This window comes from Streptomyces chromofuscus (assembly GCF_015160875.1).
Taxonomy (GTDB): domain Bacteria; phylum Actinomycetota; class Actinomycetes; order Streptomycetales; family Streptomycetaceae; genus Streptomyces; species Streptomyces chromofuscus.
This window is the reverse complement of record NZ_CP063374.1, coordinates 3,128,599-3,144,838: the sequence shown is the minus strand read 5'-3', so window position 1 is coordinate 3,144,838 and position 16,240 is coordinate 3,128,599. Positions and strand designations below refer to the sequence as shown.

Genomic DNA, 16,240 nt, shown 5'->3' with positions numbered 1-16,240 from the left:
CTCCCTGCCGCCGCCGCTCAGGACGTCCGGCATGTGGGCCGTCCCGTACCACCCCTCGGTACGGGACGGCCCTTCTGCTTATCCTGACGAGCATGCTGACCATCACCCAGGCGCTGTACGACCAGATCGTGGCCCACGCCCGCGAGGACCACCCCGACGAGGCCTGCGGCGTGGTCGCGGGCCCGGTGGGCGAGGGCCGACCCGAGCGCTTCGTCCCGATGCTGAACGCCGCCCGCTCGCCCACGTTCTACGAGTTCGACTCCGGGGACCTGCTCAAGCTCTACCGGGAGATGGACGACCGTGACGAGGAGCCGGTGATCATCTACCACTCCCACACGGCGACCGAGGCCTACCCCTCCCGCACGGACATCTCCTACGCCAACGAGCCCGGCGCGCACTACGTCCTCGTCTCCACCGCGGACACCGACGGGCTCGGCGACTTCCAGTTCCGCTCCTTCCGGATCGTCGACGGTGAGGTGACGGAGGAGGAGGTCAAGGTCGTGCAGGCCTACTGATCCGGACCGGATCCGCATCCCCGTCCCGGGATTCGGTCAGAATTCATCCACCATCCGAGATCACCTACCAGGACCCGGACCGGGAATCGATACGATGAGCCCATGGTTTTCCTCGACGTGAGCGACAAGACGCCGGGCACGCTGCTCGTGGCGCGGCTGCACGTCGACCTGTGCAGGCTCGCCAGCGCCATCTGTTGACGCCGACCCTGCCGCCGTACGGCCGTGAGCCGCGGCGCCCTACGCACAATCTGCCGTATCTGCGCTGCCGCGCGTCCTATCGACCTGACTTCTCCCGACAGGAGCCCTGAGCCATGGCCATCGAGGTCCGCATCCCCACCATCCTCCGCCCGTACACCGACGGCCAGAAGGCAGTCGAGGGCACCGGGGAGACCCTCGCCGAGCTGTTCGCCGACCTCGACGCCCGGCACGCGGGCATCCAGGCCCGCATCGTGGACGGCGACCAGCTGCGCCGCTTCGTCAACGTCTACCTCAACGACGAGGACGTCCGCTTCCTCGACGGCATCAACACCAAGCTCGCCGACGGCGACAACGTCACGATCCTGCCGGCCGTGGCCGGCGGCATGGCCTGAGGCCCGAACCCCCGATGCGCTACGACTCCCCGCTGGCCGCGGTGGGCAACACCCCGTTGGTGCGCCTGCCGCGGCTCTCGCCGTCCGCCGACGTCCGGATCTGGGCGAAGCTGGAGGACCGCAACCCCACCGGCTCGGTCAAGGACCGCCCCGCCCTGCACATGATCGAGCAGGCGGAGAAGGACGGCCGGCTGACCCCGGGCTGCACCATCCTGGAGCCCACCTCCGGCAACACCGGTATCTCCCTCGCCATGGCGGCCAAGCTCAAGGGCTACCGCATGGTGTGCGTGATGCCCGAGAACACCTCGCAGGAACGCCGGGACCTGCTCGGCATGTGGGGCGCGCAGATCATCTCCTCGCCGGCCGCGGGCGGCTCCAACACCGCCGTACGGGTCGCCAAGGAACTCTCCGCCGAGCACCCGGACTGGGTGATGCTCTACCAGTACGGCAACCCGGACAACGCGGGCGCGCACTACGCCACCACCGGCCCGGAGATCCTCGCCGACCTGCCCTCGATCACCCACTTCGTCGCGGGCCTCGGCACCACCGGCACCCTCATGGGCGTCGGCCGCTACCTGCGCGAGCACAAGCCGGACGTCAAGATCGTCGCCGCGGAGCCGCGCTACGACGACCTGGTGTACGGCCTGCGCAACCTCGACGAGGGCTTCGTGCCCGAGCTGTACGACGCCTCCGTGCTGACCACCCGCTTCTCGGTCGGCTCCGCCGACGCGGTCACCCGGACGCGTGAACTGCTCCAGCAGGAGGGCATCTTCGCGGGCGTCTCCACCGGCGCCGCCCTGCACGCGGCGATCGGCGTCGGAAAGAAGGCGCTGAAGGCCGGCGAGAGCGCGGACATCGTCTTCATCGTCGCCGACGGCGGCTGGAAGTACCTCTCGACGGGCGTCTACACGGCGGCGACGACGGAGGAAGCGATCGCGACCCTCCAGGGCCAGCTCTGGGCCTGAGCGGCGCCGGCCGGCCTCAGGTCGCCAGGTGGCGGACCTGGTCCCACAGGACCGGGTCCACCACCCCCACCCGCCGCCGGAAGTCCCACACCGCGACCTCCCGCAGCTCGTCCGTCTCCAGGAAGCTCGCCCGGCCCTGGGTGTCCCCGACCGAACCCGGCGGCAGCGGGATCACCCCGGCCCGCTCGTCGTGGAACCTGCTGGTGATCTTCGCGACCGTCGCCCGCCGCCCGTGCACCGCCAGCACCAGGCACGGCCGGTCCTTCGCGCCGGGCCCGTCCTCGTAGGGCACGTTCGCCCACCAGATCTCCGCCGCACGCGGCCGGGCGGCCGGTCCCTCGGCGCGCCCCGGCGGACGTGTCCGCCGGCCCTCGGGCCGTCGCCGCCCCCAGCCGTCCACGAGCGCGGCGACCAGCGCGAGCAGCACCACCGCTGCGAGTGCCAACCACCAGGACGTGTCCATACGATGACGTTACCGGCGTACGCACCCGCACGCGCGCCCTCCGCCACGTCGTGTGCTCCCCCACAGCCCAAAAGGCGTGGGGGCACCCCCATCGCGTCCAGCCGAACCGGTGACAACACAGGTGAGTTCCCCCACAACGGCCCCTGGCGGAGGAGCGACCGGACGTTTTGCGCCTTACGCTCGACGGACCCGCACGACCCCCGTTTCTCCATACCGCCCGCGGAGGTTTCTGCTTCATGAAGCTCACCGTCGTCGGCTGCTCGGGGTCCTTCCCGTCCGCGGAATCGGCCTGTTCGAGCTACCTCGTCGAGGCCGACGGCTTCCGGCTGCTCCTCGACATGGGCAATGGCGCCCTGGGCGAGCTGCAGCGCCACTGCGGTCTCTACGACCTCGACGCGATCTTCCTCAGCCATCTGCACGCCGACCACTGCATCGACATGCTCGGCTACTTCGTGGCGCGCTACTACCGGCACGACGGCGGCCGCTGCGCCCCGCTGCCGGTCTACGGCCCCGAAGGCACCGAGCACCGGCTGACCACCGCCTACGCCGACACCCCTTCGGCCTCCTCGATGAGCGAGGTCTTCGACTTCCACACGGTCAAGCCGTCCACGTTCGACATCGGCCCCTTCACCGTGCACACCGAACGGGTGGCCCACCCCGTGGAGGCCTACGGCATCCGCCTCGAGCACGCCGGACGGACTGTGACGTACTCCGGCGACACCGGGGTCAGCCCCGCCCTGGACGAACTCGCCCGGGACGCCGACCTCTTCCTGTGCGAGGCCGCTTTCACGCACGGCAAGGAAACCGTCCCCGACCTGCACCTCAACGGCCGCGAGGCGGGCGAGACGGCCGACCGGGCGGGCGCCCGCCGGCTGCTGCTGACCCATATCCCCCCGTGGACCGACCCGCAGGTCAACCTCGCCGACGCCCGCGCGGTGTACGGCGGCCCGGTGGAGCTGGCGACGCCCGGGAAGTCGTACGAGATCTGAGATCCGGCCCGCAGGACGCGACGAAGGCCCCCGGAGCGACCGAGCTCCGGGGGCCTTCGTGCGGTCGTGACCGGCCAGGCCTACTTCGCCTCGGCCTTCTGCAGTTCCGCCAGTTCCTCGTCGGACTCGCGGCCCGGCGTCGGCAGGTTGAACTTGGTGATCGCGAAGCGGAAGACCACGTAGTAGACCGCCGCGAAGCACAGCCCGACCAGCGCCAGGCCCCACGGGTTGGTCGCGATGCCCAGGTTGAGGGCGAAGTCGATGGCGCCGGCCGAGAAGCCGAAGCCGTCCTTCATGCCCAGCGCCCAGGTCAGCGCCATCGAGACGCCGGTGAGCAGCGCGTGGATCGCGTACAGGACCGGAGCGATGAACATGAAGGTGAACTCGATCGGCTCGGTGACACCGGTGAGGAACGAGGTCAGCGCGAGGGAGAACATCATGCCGCCGACGACCTTGCGGCGCTCGGGGCGGGCGCAGTGGACGATCGCCAGGCACGCGGCGGGCAGGGCGAACATCATGATCGGGAAGAAGCCGGTCATGAACTGGCCCGCGGTCGGGTCACCGGCCAGGAAGCGGGCGATGTCGCCGCTCTTGCCCTCGAACTCGCCCGCCTGGAACCACGGGAAGGAGTTCAGCAGGTGGTGCATGCCGATCGGGATCAGCGCGCGGTTGGCGACACCGAAGATGCCCGCGCCGGCCGCGCCGGAGCCGACCAGCCACTCACCGAAGTTGTGCAGACCCGTGCCGAGGACCGGCCAGATGTAGCCGAAGACGATGCCGATGACCAGGCCCGCGAACGCCGCCAGGATCGGGACCAGACGGCGGCCGCCGAAGAAGCCCGCCCAGTCGGGCAGCTTGGTGCGGTAGAAGCGCTGGTAGAGCAGGGCGACGACGAGGCCCATGACCACACCGCCGAGCACCTTGGCGTCCACCGCCTGCTCGACCATGACGATCTTGCCGTCGACGATGGCTTCCTTCTTCGGCAGGCTGCCGTCGGTGAACGTGGCCAGCACGTTCTTGAAGACCAGGTAGCCGACGACGGCCGCGAGGGCGGTCGAGCCGTCCGACTTCTTCGCGAAGCCGATCGCGATGCCCACCGCGAAGAGCAGCGCCATGTTGTCGAGGATGGCGTTGCCGCCGGCGGTCATGAAGCCCGCGATCTTCGTCAGGAAGGCCGGGAACGACGGGTCGCCGAGCATGTCGGGGTTGCCGAAGCGGACCAGCAGCGCGGCGGCGGGCAGCACGGCCACCGGCAGCATCAGGCTGCGCCCGATACGCTGCAGGACAGCCATCGCGCCGGAGCCCTTCTTCTTCTCGGCCGCTGCTGCGGCGCTGGCCGTGGACACAACTTCCTCCATTGGGCATGGCGCCGCCCGGGGACAAGGGAAGGGGGACGGCGGCGTCCGGTGGTCTACACCACTCAGTGGTGTAGACCTTTTGTAGCACGTGAAGGTGGCATAAGGAACCCGCGATTCCTGCGACGGAACCGCTACCCGCAGTGCCCGGAAGGTCAGGACTTGGCGACGTCCTCCACCTCGTCCTCCGACTCCCGCCCCGGTGTCTTCAGATCGAACCTCGTGATCGCGAAACGGAAGACCGCGTAGTACGCGACCGCGAAACCCAGCCCGATCGGCATGAGCAGCCAGGGTTTCGTCGCCAGGTTCCAGTTGATGAGGTAGTCGATCAGACCGGCGGAGAAACTGAACCCGTCCTTCGCCCCGAGCCCCCACGACACCGCCATCGACACCCCGGTCAGCAGCGCGTGGACCACGTACAGCACGGGCGCGACGAACAGGAACGAGTATTCGAGCGGCTCGGTGATGCCCGTGACGAACGACGTCAGCGCCACCGACAGCATCAGACCGCCGACCTCCTTGCGGCGGTCCGGCCGGGCGCAGTGCGTGATGGCGAGGGCCGCTGCAGGCAGGGCGAACATCATGATCGGGAAGAAGCCCGTGGTGAACTGGCCCGCGTCCGGATCCCCCGCCAGGAACATGTTGATGTCGCCGTGGACCACCGTGCCGTCGGGCTCGGTGTAGGTGCCGAACTGGAACCAGATGGGCACGTTCAGGAACTGGTGCAGGCCGATGACCAGAAGCGCGCGGTTCGCGACGCCGAAGACGCCCGCGCCCCACGCGCCCAGGTCGCTCAGCCAGTCGCTGAAGCTCTCCAGCGCGGCACCGACCGGCGGCCACACCCACAGGCACAGCACCGCGAACGCGATCGCCACGAACGCCATGACGATCGGCACCAGCCGCCGACCGTTGAAGAAACCGAGCCAGTCCACCAGCCTCTTGCGGTGGTAGCGCTGCCAGAAGTAGGCGGCCAGCAGACCCATCACGATGCCGCCGAAGACGCCCGGGTTCTGGTACGTGAAGGCCGACACCGTCCCGTCGTTCGCCTGACAGCCCGCGGCGACCACCCGCGCCCCGACCGGGCACTCCTGCGGGAACTGGCGCAGCACCGCGTAGTAGACGAGGAACCCGGCCACCGCCGCGAGCGCGGTCGAACCGTCCGACCTCTTCGCCATGCCGATCGCCACACCGACGCAGAACAGCAGGGGAAGGCCGAGGGAGCTGTCGAGCAGCGCCCCGCCCGCGCCCGCCATCACCTTGGACACATCGGTCCAGCCGAGCCCCTCGTCGCCGAACACGTCCGGCTGGCCGAGCCGGTTGAGGATGCCCGCGGCCGGGAGGACGGCGATGGGGAGCTGAAGACTGCGCCCCATCTTCTGCAGGCCCTGGAAGAGAGTGCTCCAGCGGCTGTGAGCGGGACGGGCGGCGCTGTCGGCACTCATCGGACTCCTCCCGGAGGGACCGGGTTTGGCGACCGTCCGCCCGGTGGTGTAGACCAGTCGGCGGAAGGTTCCGCTGTCGTGACGCCATCATTCGGTACGTACGCCATGACCGCTCGCGAAGCTGGGCCAACTGTGGGTTACTGCGACAAAGCGCTTCGGACCAGGTCGGATCAGGGAGAAGGACATGGCCAGCAAGGCTGAGAAGATCGTTGCCGGGCTCGGCGGCATCGACAACATCGAAGAGGTCGAGGGCTGCATCACGCGGCTCCGCGTCGAGGTGGCCGACCCCTCGCTGGTCGACGACGCCGCCCTCAAGGGCGCCGGCGCCCACGGCGTCGTGAAGATGGGCAGCGCCATCCAGGTCGTCATCGGCACCGACGCCGACCCGCTCGCGGCGGACATCGAGGACATGATGTGAGGACCGCCTCACACGCGAGGGGCCCTTCCCGCACCGGGAAGGGCCCCTTCCGCATCGGGGGCCGAGCAGCCGGGACGGGCGGCTAGGCTCGACGCATGTCTCGAATCGACGGCCGCACTCCCGAACAGCTCCGCCCGATCACCATCGAACGCGGCTGGAGCAAGCACGCCGAGGGCTCCGTCCTCGTCTCCTTCGGCGACACCAAGGTCTTCTGCACCGCCTCGGTCACCGAGGGCGTCCCGCGCTGGCGCAAGGGCAGCGGCGAGGGCTGGGTCACCGCGGAGTACGCCATGCTGCCCCGCTCCACCAACACCCGCGGCGACCGCGAGTCGGTCAAGGGCAGGATCGGCGGCCGTACGCACGAGATCTCCCGCCTCATCGGCCGCTCCCTGCGCGCGGTCGTCGACTACAAGGCGCTCGGCGAGAACACCATCGTCCTCGACTGCGACGTCCTCCAGGCCGACGGCGGCACCCGCACCGCCGCCATCACCGGCGCGTACGTCGCCCTGGCCGACGCCGTCGCCTGGGCCCGGGCCAAGAAGCTGATCCGCCCCGGACGCCAGCCCCTCACCGGCTCGGTCAGCGCCGTCTCGGTCGGCATCGTCGGCAAGGTCCCCCTGCTCGACCTCTGCTACGAGGAGGACGTGCGCGCCGAGACCGACATGAACGTCGTCTGCACCGGCGACGGACGGTTCGTCGAGGTCCAGGGCACCGCGGAGGCCGAACCCTTCGCCCGCGAGGAGCTCAACGCGCTGCTCGACCTCGCGGTGGCCGGCTGCGCGGAACTCGCCCAGCTGCAGCGGGCGGCGCTCGACGCGGCGCTCCAGAAGTAGCGCACCGAAGGTAAAGGGCGCACAAAAAGCGGTGGTCGGTGCGGGCAACCGAACCGACCGTCGTCGCGTCTCATGAGATACGGGCGCACGGCTCATCCCTGTGCGCCCGGCCAGCAACCGGGCCCGCCGGGCCCGACCCGAGGGAGGGACCGTTCCATGTCCGCGAGCCGCCGCCGACGCCGTACCTCAGCCGTCGCCGCCACCCTGGCGGCCGTCGCGCTGACCGCCGGGCTCACCACCGGCTGCGACGCCGTGAACAAGGCACTCGACTGCGTCCAGACCGCCGACGCCATCGCCGACAGCGTCACGGACCTCCAGCAGGCCGTCGAGAGCGCGGCGAACGACCCGACCCAGCTCCAGGAGTCCCTCGACTCCATCGAGCAGAACCTCGGCGAGATCGGCGACAAGACGGACAACGCCGACGTCAACAAGGCGGTCGACGACCTCCAGAAGGCCGTCGACAACGTCCGTACGTCGGTGCAGAACGGCGACGAGACCCCCGACATCAGCCCCGTCACGGACGCGGCCGGCGAACTCACCAAGGTCTGCACGCCGTAACCCGTGCGCGGCGGGCCGGGCCGGCGGGCCTGGATACTGAGGGCATGACCCGCTTGATCCTCGCCACCCGCAACACCGGAAAGATCGCCGAGCTGAAAGCGATCCTCGCCGACGCCGGCCTCCGGCACGAACTCGTCGGCGCGGACGCCTACCCGGACGTCCCCGACGTCCGGGAGACCGGCGTCACCTTCGCCGAGAACGCCCTGCTCAAGGCCCACGCGCTCGCCCGGGCCACCGGCCTGCCGGCGGTCGCCGACGACTCGGGCCTCTGCGTCGACGTCCTCGGCGGCGCGCCGGGCATCTTCTCGGCCCGCTGGTCGGGCAAGCACGGGGACGACAAGGCCAACCTGGACCTGCTCCTGGCCCAGTTGTCGGACGTCCCGACCGAACACCGCGGCGCCCACTTCGCCTGCGCCGCGGCCCTCGCCCTGCCGGACGGCACGGCTCGCGTGGTCGAGGGCCGCCTGAAGGGCGTCCTGCGCCACAAGCCGGCCGGCACCCACGGCTTCGGCTACGACCCGGTCCTCCAGCCCGACGGCGAGACGCGCACCTGCGCGGAAATGAGCCCCGACGAGAAGAACGCCATCAGCCACCGGGGGAAGGCGTTCCGGGGGTTGGTGGCGGTGGTGCGGGAGCTGCTGGGCTGAGAGACGGACGAGGGGCCGCTTGTCCGAGCGGCCCCTCTGCTCGCGTGCGGCCGATGGGAGTCGAACCCACATGGGCAAATGCCCCGAGGCACCTAAAACCTCTGCTTATACCATTCAGCAACGGCCGCTTGTGCCCGCCCATGCTACCGGGGATCAGTACGGCTTCGATTCCCGCCCCTGCACCAGGTGCTGGTGATCGCGTGACAATTGGGGCAGAGGAGCCGGAGATTCTCCCGCCGGCTCGTGTACACACTGGCCCCCATCGGTCCCCCTCCGTTCTCGACCACCCGTTCGTGGCCTCGTACTGAGTAACGAACCGCCTTCCGGGCGGTCACGCGGGGAATGCGAAGCGGCCCGCGCCAGGGTCACCCCGCTGCGAGCCGCCGCTGTGCGTTTCTCAGATCCCCAGGTCCTTGATGATCTTGGCGACGTGGCCGGTGGCCTTGACGTTGTAGAGGGCGCGCTCCACCTTGCCCTCCTCGTCGACGATCACCGTGGAGCGGATGACGCCGACCACGGTCTTGCCGTAGAGCTTCTTCTCGCCGAAGGCGCCGTACGACTCCAGCACCTGCTTGTCGGGGTCGGCGAGCAGGGTGACCTTCAGGGACTCCTGCTCCCGGAACTTCGACAGCTTCTCGGGCTTGTCCGGCGAGATGCCGATCACGTCGTAGCCGGCGCCGGCCAGCAGGTCGAGGTTGTCCGTGAAGTCGCAGGCCTGCTTCGTGCAGCCTGCCGTCAGCGCGGCGGGGTAGAAGTAGACGATGACCTTGCGGCCCCTGTGGTCCGCGAGGGACACCTCGTTGCCGTCGGCGTCGGGCAGGGTGAAGGCGGGGGCCACATCCCCGGGCTGGAGTCGTTCGCTCATCGAACCAGCGTAACCGGGGGTCCTGACCGTGCGGTCGCCCGCGGAACTGACAGACTGTCCGGAACAGCATCAGCAGACTTCGGAGGCCGTACGGTGGCGGACACGTCGGACACCAGAACCCCGGCGCAGATCGAGGCGGACATCAGGCGCCGCCGCGAAGTGCTGGCGGAGACGCTCGACGAGATCGGGGTGCGGGTGCACCCGAAGACGATCGTCGGGGACGCGAAGGCCAAGGTCGTGTCGAATGTCGATCACACCCTTGGACGGGCGTACGTCCAGGTCAACCGGGTCATGAGCGACGTCAGGCGGCAGTTCGTGGACGAGGAGGGCTCGCCCCGGATGACGCGGGTGCTGCCCGTCGCGCTGGTCGCCGTCGGCGTCGTCGGACTGCTCGCGCTCGGCACCCGGCGCCGCAAGCGCTGACCCACCGGCGTACGAAAGTTGTGGATGCAGGTAGGTTCAAGAGCGTGAGCGGTAAGAGAAACGACCACAGCACCCATCCCGACAAGCTGCCCATCCGGATGCTGCACGACCGTGTGCTCGTGCGGCAGGACACCAGCGAGGGCGAGCGGCGTTCCGGCGGCGGCATCCTGATCCCCGCCACGGCGGCCGTGGGCCGTCGCCTGGCGTGGGCGGAGGTCGTCGCGGTGGGGCAGAACGTACGCACCGTGGAGCCGGGCGACCGGGTCCTGTACGACCCGGAGGACCGCGCCGAGGTGGAGGTGCGCGGCGTCGCGTACGTCCTGATGCGCGAGCGCGACCTGCACGCGGTGGCCGCGGACCGGTTCGAGGGGTCCGAGGACTCCACGGGGTTGTACCTGTAGAACGAGCGGGGCGAAGGGGCTGGTGACCGTTGTCACCGGCCCTTTCGGCTGTCGACGGGCAGGGGTGCCGAGGGGCCCGCCGGGAGCCTGGCCGGGGAGACTTCCGCCTTTTGCTACGTTGGGAAGGCACCCGACGAGACGCGCCGTACCGGGTCGAAGGCAAAGACGACGCACCGCCGTCAGTCCGCCCGTCTCCGGAGGTGCCTCTCATGGCCTGGGTTCTGCTGCTCGTCGCCGGCCTGCTCGAAGTCGGCTGGTCGATCGGGATGAAGTACACCGACGGCTTCACCCGGCTCGTCCCCAGCCTGTTCACCGGCGCCGGCATCGTCGCCAGCATGCTGCTGCTTTCGTACGCCGCGAAATCCCTGCCCATCGGCACCGCCTACGGCGTCTGGGTCGGGATCGGGGCGGCGGGGTCGGCGGTGCTCGGCATGGTGCTGCTGGGCGAGCCGGCCACCGCCGCCCGGATCTTCTTCGTCTGTCTGCTGCTGGTCGCCGTCGTCGGCCTGAAGGCGACCTCCGGTCACTGACCCGTCGGGGCTCACTCCCCGCGGGTGGTCTGCGTCCCCGAGGTCGTCGTCCCCGTGGACGTTCCGCCGCCGGTGATGCCGCCCAGGGTGCCGCCGGAGCTCGTGCCGCCCGTGGTCGTGTCACCGCCGGTGGTGGTGCCCCCGTCGGTCGTCGTGCCGCCGTCGGTGGTGGTGCCGCCGTCCGTGGTGGTCCCGTCGGTCTCCCCGCCGGTCGGCCCGCCGTCCGTGGGCGTGCCCCCGGACGTCGTACCGCCGTCGGCCGTCGCCCCGCCGTCGGTCGTGCCGCCCTGCGCCTCGCCCGGGGTCGCGGGATCGCCGGTGCCGGCGGTCTCCTCGTCCCCGGGAACGTCGGTCTCCCGGTCGCCGGCGGGCGGGGCCGGGGGCTGGTACACCACGTCGGCGCCGTCCTGGAGCCGCAGGTCGAAGTCGGTGACCGGGGTGCCCTTGAGGGCGTCCTTGGTGAACTGGGCCCAGATCTCGGCGGGCGCCCCGCCGCCGTTGACGCGCTCCAGGCCCATCGCGCCGTACAGCGACTCGTGGTCGGCGGTGACCGGGTCCTGGCCCATCACGGCGACGACGGTGGCGAGGTCGGGTGTGTAGCCGGCGAACCAGGCCGCCTGGTCCTCCTCCGCCGTACCGGTCTTGCCGGCGGCCGGGCGGCCGGCGGCCTGCGCGGCGGTGGCGGTGCCGTTCTCCACGACGCTCTGGAGGACCGCCGTCGTGGTGTCGGCGGCCTCGCGGCTGACGGCCTGGGTGGTGCGCCGCTCGGGCAGCTCGACGACCTCGGAGCCCTGCCGGGTGATCTTCTCGATCAGGGTGTACGTGCCGTGCTCACCGTGGTTCGCGAGCGTCGCGTACGCCTCCGCCATGTCCAGGACGCTCGCGTGCGCCACGCCGAGCGCGATCGACGGGTACGGGCCGAGTTCCGGGGTGCTGGAGGGCAGGCCGAGGTCGACCGCGGTCCGCACGACCTTGTCGGGGCCGACGTCGACGGCCATCTGCGCGTACACGGCGTTGACGGACTTGTCGGTGGCCTCGCGGACCGTGATGTCGCCGTACGACACCTGGTCCTCGTTCTCCGGCGCGTAGGCGTCGCTCCAGCCCTGTACCGGGCGCTTGTTGGTGCCGTCGTAGTAGGTGTTGGGGGTGATGGGCGTGCCGTTCTGGGTGGCGGAGCCGTTCTCGACGGCCGAGGTGAAGACGAACGGCTTGAAGATGGAGCCGACCTGGAAGTCCCGCCGGGTCGCCCCGTTGGTGTACTGCTTGACGTAGTCGATGCCGCCGTACATCGCGACGACCTTGCCCGTCTTCGGGTCGACGGCGGCGCCGCCCGCGCGGACGTAGGTGTCGACCTTGCGGTTCTCCTTGTCCAGCTTGGAGATCAACTGGTCGTTCACGGCCTTGACGAAGGCGTCCTGCCTGGGCTTCTGCAGGGTGGTGGTGATGCGGTAGCCGCCCGCTTCGAGGGAGTCCGCGTCGACGACGTCGTGGGCGACGAGGTACTGCTTGATCGCGTCGACGACATAGCCGCGCTGCCCGGACATGCCGGTGGAGACGGTGGCCTCCTTCGGCATCGGGAACTTCAGGCCGGCCCGCTCGGACCGCGTGAGCCAGCCCTCCTTGACCATGCCGTCCAGGACGTAGTTCCAGCGGGCCTGCGCGGCCCGCTTGTTCTCCGGGTGGGCGACGACGTCGTACTCACTGGGCGCGTTCAGCAGCGCGGCGAGGTAGGCGCCGCGGGCCGCGTCCAGTTCGGTGGCGTCCATGCCGTAGTAGGCCTGGGCGGCGGCCTGGATGCCGTAGGCGTTGCGGCCGAAGTAGCTGGTGTTGAGGTAGCCCTCCAGGATCTCGTTCTTGCTCTTCTCCTGATCGAGCTTGATCGAGATGAAGAACTCCTTGACCTTCCGGGTGACCGTCTGTTCCTGGGCCAGGTAGTAGTTCTTCACGTACTGCTGGGTGATCGTGGAGCCGGACTGCTTGCCCTTGCCGGTCGCCGTGTTCCAGGCCGCCCGCACCATCGCCTTGGGGTCGATCGCGGACTCGGTGTGGAAGTCGCGGTCCTCGGCGGCCAGCACGGCGTGCTGCGCGTCCTTGGAGATCTGGGCGAGGGCGACGTTCTCCCGGTTGACCTCGCCGTCCCGGGCGAGCTGGGAGCCGTCGGCGTACAGGTAGACGTTGCTCTGCTTGGTCGCCAGCGCGTTCGCGGGCGGGATCCTGACCAGTGAGTAGCCGAGGTAGAACAGGCCGATCAGCAGCAGGACGCCGACGACGCAGGTGACCAGCACCGTGCGCCAGGTCGGGATGATCCGGCGCCAGCCGGTGCGCCTCGGCCGCTCGGGTCTCCCCTCCCCGGGCCCGCCCTGGTTCGGCTGCTGCGGCTGCGGCTCGTCGCTCATGTCGTGCACGAACTCCTGTTTTTTCCCTCGTTGGTCATCTGTGCCCCCAAGCGAAGACACGTGTACCGGGCGTTCCGTTCCCGGATCCGGGCAGCGAATCCCGCAGCTGAACGCCGGAAAACGCCTGGCAGGCCTTCCCGTCCGCGTACTAGGCTCCTGCGCTTCGGTGTCGGGCTGGTCGGGGACGGTGGTTCGGTGTGGGCACGGGACGGTTGTACGCGGCCGTCGCGGTGGGGAATTTCCGACGGTACGCGACCTATCGGGCGGCCACGGCCGCCGGGGTGTTCACCAACACCGTCTTCGGGCTGATCCTCGTGTACACCTACCTCGCCCTGTGGGACGAGAGACCGCAGCTCGGCGGGTACGACCAGGCTCAGGCCGTCACCTACGTGTGGCTCGGGCAGGCGCTGCTGTCGACGCTCGCGATCGGGGGTGGCGGTTTCGAGACCGAGCTGATGGAACGCATCCGTACGGGTGATGTCGCGATCGACCTGTACCGGCCGGCCGATCTCCAGTTGTGGTGGCTGGCGAGCGACGTGGGCCGCGCCTTCTTCCAGCTGCTGGGGCGCGGCGTGGTGCCCTTCGCGTTCGGGGCGCTGGCCTTCGACGTCGCGCTGCCGTCCGACCCGGTGACGTGGGCCGCGTGTCTGGTGGCGGTGCTGCTCGGGATGGTGGTCAGCTTCGGGATCCGGTACCTGCTGGCGCTGAGCGCGTTCTGGCTGCTCGACGGGACCGGGGCGACGCAGATGGCGTGGCTGCTGGGCTTCTTCTGCTCGGGCATGCTGCTGCCGCTGAACGTCTTCCCGGGCATGCTCGGCGAGGTCGTGCGGGCCCTGCCCTGGTCGTCGCTGCTGCAGGCGCCGGCGGATGTGCTGCTGGGCCGGGCCGATCCGGTGGGCACGTATCTCTTCCAGGGCGCGTGGGCGGTGGCGCTGCTGGCGGCGGGGCGGCTGGTGCAGTCGGCGGCGACGCGGCGGGTGGTGGTCCAGGGTGGGTGAGACCGTGCGGGCGGCGCGGGCCGGCCGGGTCGCCGAGGGGCTGCGGGTCTACGGACTGATCGTCGTGATGTGGATCAAGTCCACGATGGCCTACCGGGCCTCCTTCGTGATGACGACGGCCGGGAACTTCGCGGCGACCGCGCTGGACTTCGTGGCGATCCTGCTGATGTTCTCCCGCGTGGACGCGCTCGGCGGCTGGACGCTGCCCGAGATCGCCTTCCTGTACGGCCTGAGCGGCATCGCCTTCGGGCTGGCCGACCTGGCCATCGGCTCGATGGAGCGGCTGGGGCGCCGGGTGCGGGACGGCACGCTGGACACGCTGCTGGTGCGTCCGGCGCCGGTCCTCGCGCAGGTCGCCGCCGACCGGTTCGCGCTGCGCCGGCTGGGCCGGGTCGTGCAGGGAGCGCTGGTCCTCGGCTTCGCGCTGGCGCACCTGGACATCGACTGGACACCGCTGAAGGTGCTGCTGATGCCGGTGATGCTGCTCAGCGGCGCGGCGATCTTCAGCGCGGTGTTCATCGGCGGCGCCGCCTTCCAGTTCGTGGCGCAGGACGCCTCCGAGGTGCAGAACGCGTTCACCTACGGCGGTACGACCCTGCTGCAGTACCCGCCGACCGTGTTCGGCAAGGAACTGGTGCGCGGCGTGACCTTCGTCCTGCCGCTCGCCTTCGTCAACTGGCTGCCCGCGAGTCACATCCTGGAGCGGCCGTATCCGCTGGACCTGCCCGACTGGGTGGCCTTCACACCGCCGCTGGTGGCGGTCGCGTGCTGTGCGCTCGCGGGGCTGGCCTGGCGGGCGGGGCTCATGTCGTATCGCAGTACGGGGAGTTAGGCCGGTGACAGTGACGCGGACCGTGGGCGCGGGTAGCGAGGACGTCGAGGGCTTCATCGAACTCGACGGGGTGGAGAAGGTCTTCGACGTGCGCAGGAAGACCGGACGGCTGAAGCGGGAGCGGCGGCAGGTGCGGGCCGTCGACGGGATCTCGTTCCGCGTGGCGCGCGGCGAGATGGTGGGTTACATCGGGCCGAACGGCGCCGGGAAGTCGACCACGATCAAGATGCTGACCGGCATCCTCACCCCCAGCGGCGGGCGGCTGCGGGTCGCGGGCATCGACCCGTCCCGGGAGCGGACGCGGCTGGCGCACCGCATAGGGGTGGTGTTCGGGCAGCGGACGACGCTGTGGTGGGACCTGCCGCTGATCGACTCCTACCGCCTGATGCACCGCATGTACCGCATCCCCGACGCCCGTTACCGCACGAACCTGGAGCGATGCGTCGAACTGCTGGAGCTGGGCGAGCTGTTGCACGTGCCGGTACGGCAGCTCTCGCTCGGCCAGCGGATGCGCGGGGACATCGCGGCGGCGCTGCTGCACGACCCCGAGGTGCTGTACCTCGACGAGCCGACCATCGGCCTGGACGTCGTCTCCAAGGCCCGGGTGCGGGAGTTCCTGCGCGACCTCAACGCCGAGCGGGGCACGACGGTGCTGCTCACCACGCACGACCTGCAGGACATCGAGCAGCTCTGCTCCCGCGTGATGGTCATCGACCACGGGCGCCTGATGTACGACGGCCCGCTCGCCGGACTGCACGAGGTGGGGGAGAGCGAACGGACCCTCGTCGTGGACCTGGAACGCGAACTGCCGCCGATCGAGGTGCCCGCGCCCGCGCGGGTGGTACGGGTGGAGGGGCCCCGGCAGTGGCTGGCCTTCCCGGCTGCCCAGTCGGCGGCGCCGCTGGTGGCGCGGATCGCCGCGGAGCACCCGCTGGTGGACCTGTCGGTGCGGGAGCCGGACATCGAGGCCGTGATCGCCCGGATGTACGAGGAGCGGGCGAGCGCATAGTGCCGGGGGCG

General features: G+C 70.2%; 20 protein-coding genes, 1 tRNA gene, 1 pseudogene and 1 riboswitch. Of the genes and pseudogenes, 15 read left to right on the top strand and 7 right to left on the bottom strand.

The window, feature by feature from the left end; all coding sequences use genetic code 11:
* The first annotated feature begins 92 nt into the window (after positions 1 to 92).
* From IPT68_RS14125 to IPT68_RS14115, 4 genes are all read left to right on the top strand, one after another.
* Positions 93 to 515, top strand: a complete 423-nt coding sequence (locus IPT68_RS14125; RefSeq protein WP_189699115.1) for a Mov34/MPN/PAD-1 family protein — start codon at positions 93 to 95, stop codon at positions 513 to 515.
* Between the two features lie 102 nt (positions 516 to 617).
* The gene (locus IPT68_RS34815) at positions 618 to 713 is read left to right on the top strand and encodes a putative leader peptide (protein ID WP_322734600.1); all 96 of its coding nucleotides are present in this window, start codon (positions 618 to 620) and stop codon (positions 711 to 713) included.
* 113 nt (positions 714 to 826) lie between these two features.
* Positions 827 to 1,105 (top strand): MoaD/ThiS family protein, encoded by a 279-nt coding sequence (locus IPT68_RS14120; RefSeq protein ID WP_189699114.1) that lies wholly within the window; start codon positions 827 to 829, stop codon positions 1,103 to 1,105.
* 14 nt (positions 1,106 to 1,119) lie between these two features.
* Positions 1,120 to 2,070, top strand: coding sequence for a PLP-dependent cysteine synthase family protein (locus IPT68_RS14115; protein ID WP_189699113.1), 951 nt, complete (start codon positions 1,120 to 1,122; stop codon positions 2,068 to 2,070).
* Positions 2,071 to 2,086: 16 nt separating this feature from the next.
* On the opposite strand, the gene IPT68_RS14110 is transcribed toward IPT68_RS14115, so the two are convergent.
* Positions 2,087 to 2,533 carry a type II toxin-antitoxin system PemK/MazF family toxin gene (locus IPT68_RS14110; RefSeq protein ID WP_189699112.1) on the bottom strand — a complete coding sequence of 149 codons (447 nt, stop codon included), beginning with the start codon at positions 2,531 to 2,533 and terminating at the stop codon, positions 2,087 to 2,089.
* A 236-nt stretch (positions 2,534 to 2,769) separates the two neighbouring features.
* Between IPT68_RS14110 and IPT68_RS14105 the strand changes: the two genes are divergently transcribed.
* Complete coding sequence (locus IPT68_RS14105) at positions 2,770 to 3,522, top strand: MBL fold metallo-hydrolase (protein ID WP_189699111.1); 753 nt, start codon at positions 2,770 to 2,772, stop codon at positions 3,520 to 3,522.
* Between the two features lie 80 nt (positions 3,523 to 3,602).
* Here IPT68_RS14105 and IPT68_RS14100 read toward each other — a convergent pair whose 3' ends face one another.
* Together IPT68_RS14100 and IPT68_RS14095 are read right to left on the bottom strand one after the other, a co-directional pair.
* A complete protein-coding gene (locus IPT68_RS14100; RefSeq protein WP_189699110.1) occupies positions 3,603 to 4,868 on the bottom strand; it encodes a PTS transporter subunit EIIC in 1,266 nt (421 codons plus the stop codon).
* 164 nt (positions 4,869 to 5,032) lie between these two features.
* Positions 5,033 to 6,319, bottom strand: a complete 1,287-nt coding sequence (locus tag IPT68_RS14095; protein WP_189699109.1) for a PTS transporter subunit EIIC — start codon at positions 6,317 to 6,319, stop codon at positions 5,033 to 5,035.
* 184 nt (positions 6,320 to 6,503) lie between these two features.
* Here IPT68_RS14095 and IPT68_RS14090 point away from each other — a divergent pair, with 184 nt between their 5' ends.
* The 4 genes from IPT68_RS14090 (at position 6,504) to rdgB (ending at position 8,775) form a co-directional block, all read left to right on the top strand.
* Positions 6,504 to 6,737, top strand: a complete 234-nt coding sequence (locus IPT68_RS14090) for a glucose PTS transporter subunit EIIB (protein ID WP_189699108.1) — start codon at positions 6,504 to 6,506, stop codon at positions 6,735 to 6,737.
* A gap of 95 nt (positions 6,738 to 6,832) precedes the next feature.
* Positions 6,833 to 7,570, top strand: a complete 738-nt coding sequence (gene rph / locus IPT68_RS14085) for a ribonuclease PH (protein ID WP_189699107.1) — start codon at positions 6,833 to 6,835, stop codon at positions 7,568 to 7,570.
* 156 nt (positions 7,571 to 7,726) lie between these two features.
* Entirely contained in the window at positions 7,727 to 8,128 is a 402-nt protein-coding gene (locus IPT68_RS14080; protein WP_189699106.1) for a hypothetical protein, read from the top strand.
* A gap of 44 nt (positions 8,129 to 8,172) precedes the next feature.
* The gene (rdgB, locus tag IPT68_RS14075) at positions 8,173 to 8,775 is read left to right on the top strand and encodes an RdgB/HAM1 family non-canonical purine NTP pyrophosphatase (protein WP_189699105.1); all 603 of its coding nucleotides are present in this window, start codon (positions 8,173 to 8,175) and stop codon (positions 8,773 to 8,775) included.
* Between the two features lie 45 nt (positions 8,776 to 8,820).
* On the opposite strand, the gene IPT68_RS14070 is transcribed toward rdgB, so the two are convergent.
* From IPT68_RS14070 to bcp, 3 genes and pseudogenes are all read right to left on the bottom strand, one after another.
* A tRNA-Leu gene (locus tag IPT68_RS14070) sits at positions 8,821 to 8,903 on the bottom strand.
* Positions 8,904 to 8,918: 15 nt separating this feature from the next.
* Positions 8,919 to 9,014 (bottom strand): annotated as a pseudogene (locus IPT68_RS34040) (HNH endonuclease); the annotation flags it as partial.
* A gap of 158 nt (positions 9,015 to 9,172) precedes the next feature.
* Complete coding sequence (bcp, locus tag IPT68_RS14065) at positions 9,173 to 9,640, bottom strand: thioredoxin-dependent thiol peroxidase (RefSeq protein WP_189699104.1); 468 nt, start codon at positions 9,638 to 9,640, stop codon at positions 9,173 to 9,175.
* Positions 9,641 to 9,733: 93 nt separating this feature from the next.
* Here bcp and IPT68_RS14060 point away from each other — a divergent pair, with 93 nt between their 5' ends.
* The 3 genes from IPT68_RS14060 (at position 9,734) to sugE (ending at position 10,994) form a co-directional block, all read left to right on the top strand.
* Positions 9,734 to 10,063 carry a DUF3618 domain-containing protein gene (locus tag IPT68_RS14060; RefSeq protein WP_189699103.1) on the top strand — a complete coding sequence of 110 codons (330 nt, stop codon included), beginning with the start codon at positions 9,734 to 9,736 and terminating at the stop codon, positions 10,061 to 10,063.
* Positions 10,064 to 10,107: 44 nt separating this feature from the next.
* On the top strand, positions 10,108 to 10,464 hold the full coding sequence (locus IPT68_RS14055) for a GroES family chaperonin (RefSeq protein WP_189699102.1): 357 nt from the start codon (positions 10,108 to 10,110) through the stop codon (positions 10,462 to 10,464).
* Positions 10,465 to 10,571: 107 nt separating this feature from the next.
* Positions 10,572 to 10,639, top strand: a riboswitch (guanidine-III (ykkC-III) riboswitch).
* 34 nt (positions 10,640 to 10,673) lie between these two features.
* Complete coding sequence (gene sugE / locus IPT68_RS14050) at positions 10,674 to 10,994, top strand: quaternary ammonium compound efflux SMR transporter SugE (RefSeq protein WP_189699101.1); 321 nt, start codon at positions 10,674 to 10,676, stop codon at positions 10,992 to 10,994.
* Positions 10,995 to 11,005: 11 nt separating this feature from the next.
* Here the strand turns inward: sugE and IPT68_RS14045 are convergent, their stop codons facing one another.
* Positions 11,006 to 13,390, bottom strand: coding sequence for a transglycosylase domain-containing protein (locus IPT68_RS14045; RefSeq protein WP_189699100.1), 2,385 nt, complete (start codon positions 13,388 to 13,390; stop codon positions 11,006 to 11,008).
* A 197-nt stretch (positions 13,391 to 13,587) separates the two neighbouring features.
* Between IPT68_RS14045 and IPT68_RS14040 the strand changes: the two genes are divergently transcribed.
* From IPT68_RS14040 to IPT68_RS14030, 3 genes are read left to right on the top strand one after another with little or no spacing between them, the layout of a single operon-like run.
* Entirely contained in the window at positions 13,588 to 14,388 is an 801-nt protein-coding gene (locus IPT68_RS14040; RefSeq protein ID WP_189699099.1) for an ABC transporter permease, read from the top strand.
* Positions 14,381 to 15,220: an ABC transporter permease gene (locus IPT68_RS14035; RefSeq protein WP_228040450.1), complete on the top strand. Its 840-nt coding sequence runs from the start codon at positions 14,381 to 14,383 to the stop codon at positions 15,218 to 15,220. Before IPT68_RS14040 ends, IPT68_RS14035 begins: the two co-directional genes overlap by 8 nt.
* Before the next feature lie 4 nt (positions 15,221 to 15,224).
* Entirely contained in the window at positions 15,225 to 16,229 is a 1,005-nt protein-coding gene (locus IPT68_RS14030) for an ABC transporter ATP-binding protein (protein ID WP_228040448.1), read from the top strand.
* Positions 16,230 to 16,240 lie beyond the last annotated feature (11 nt).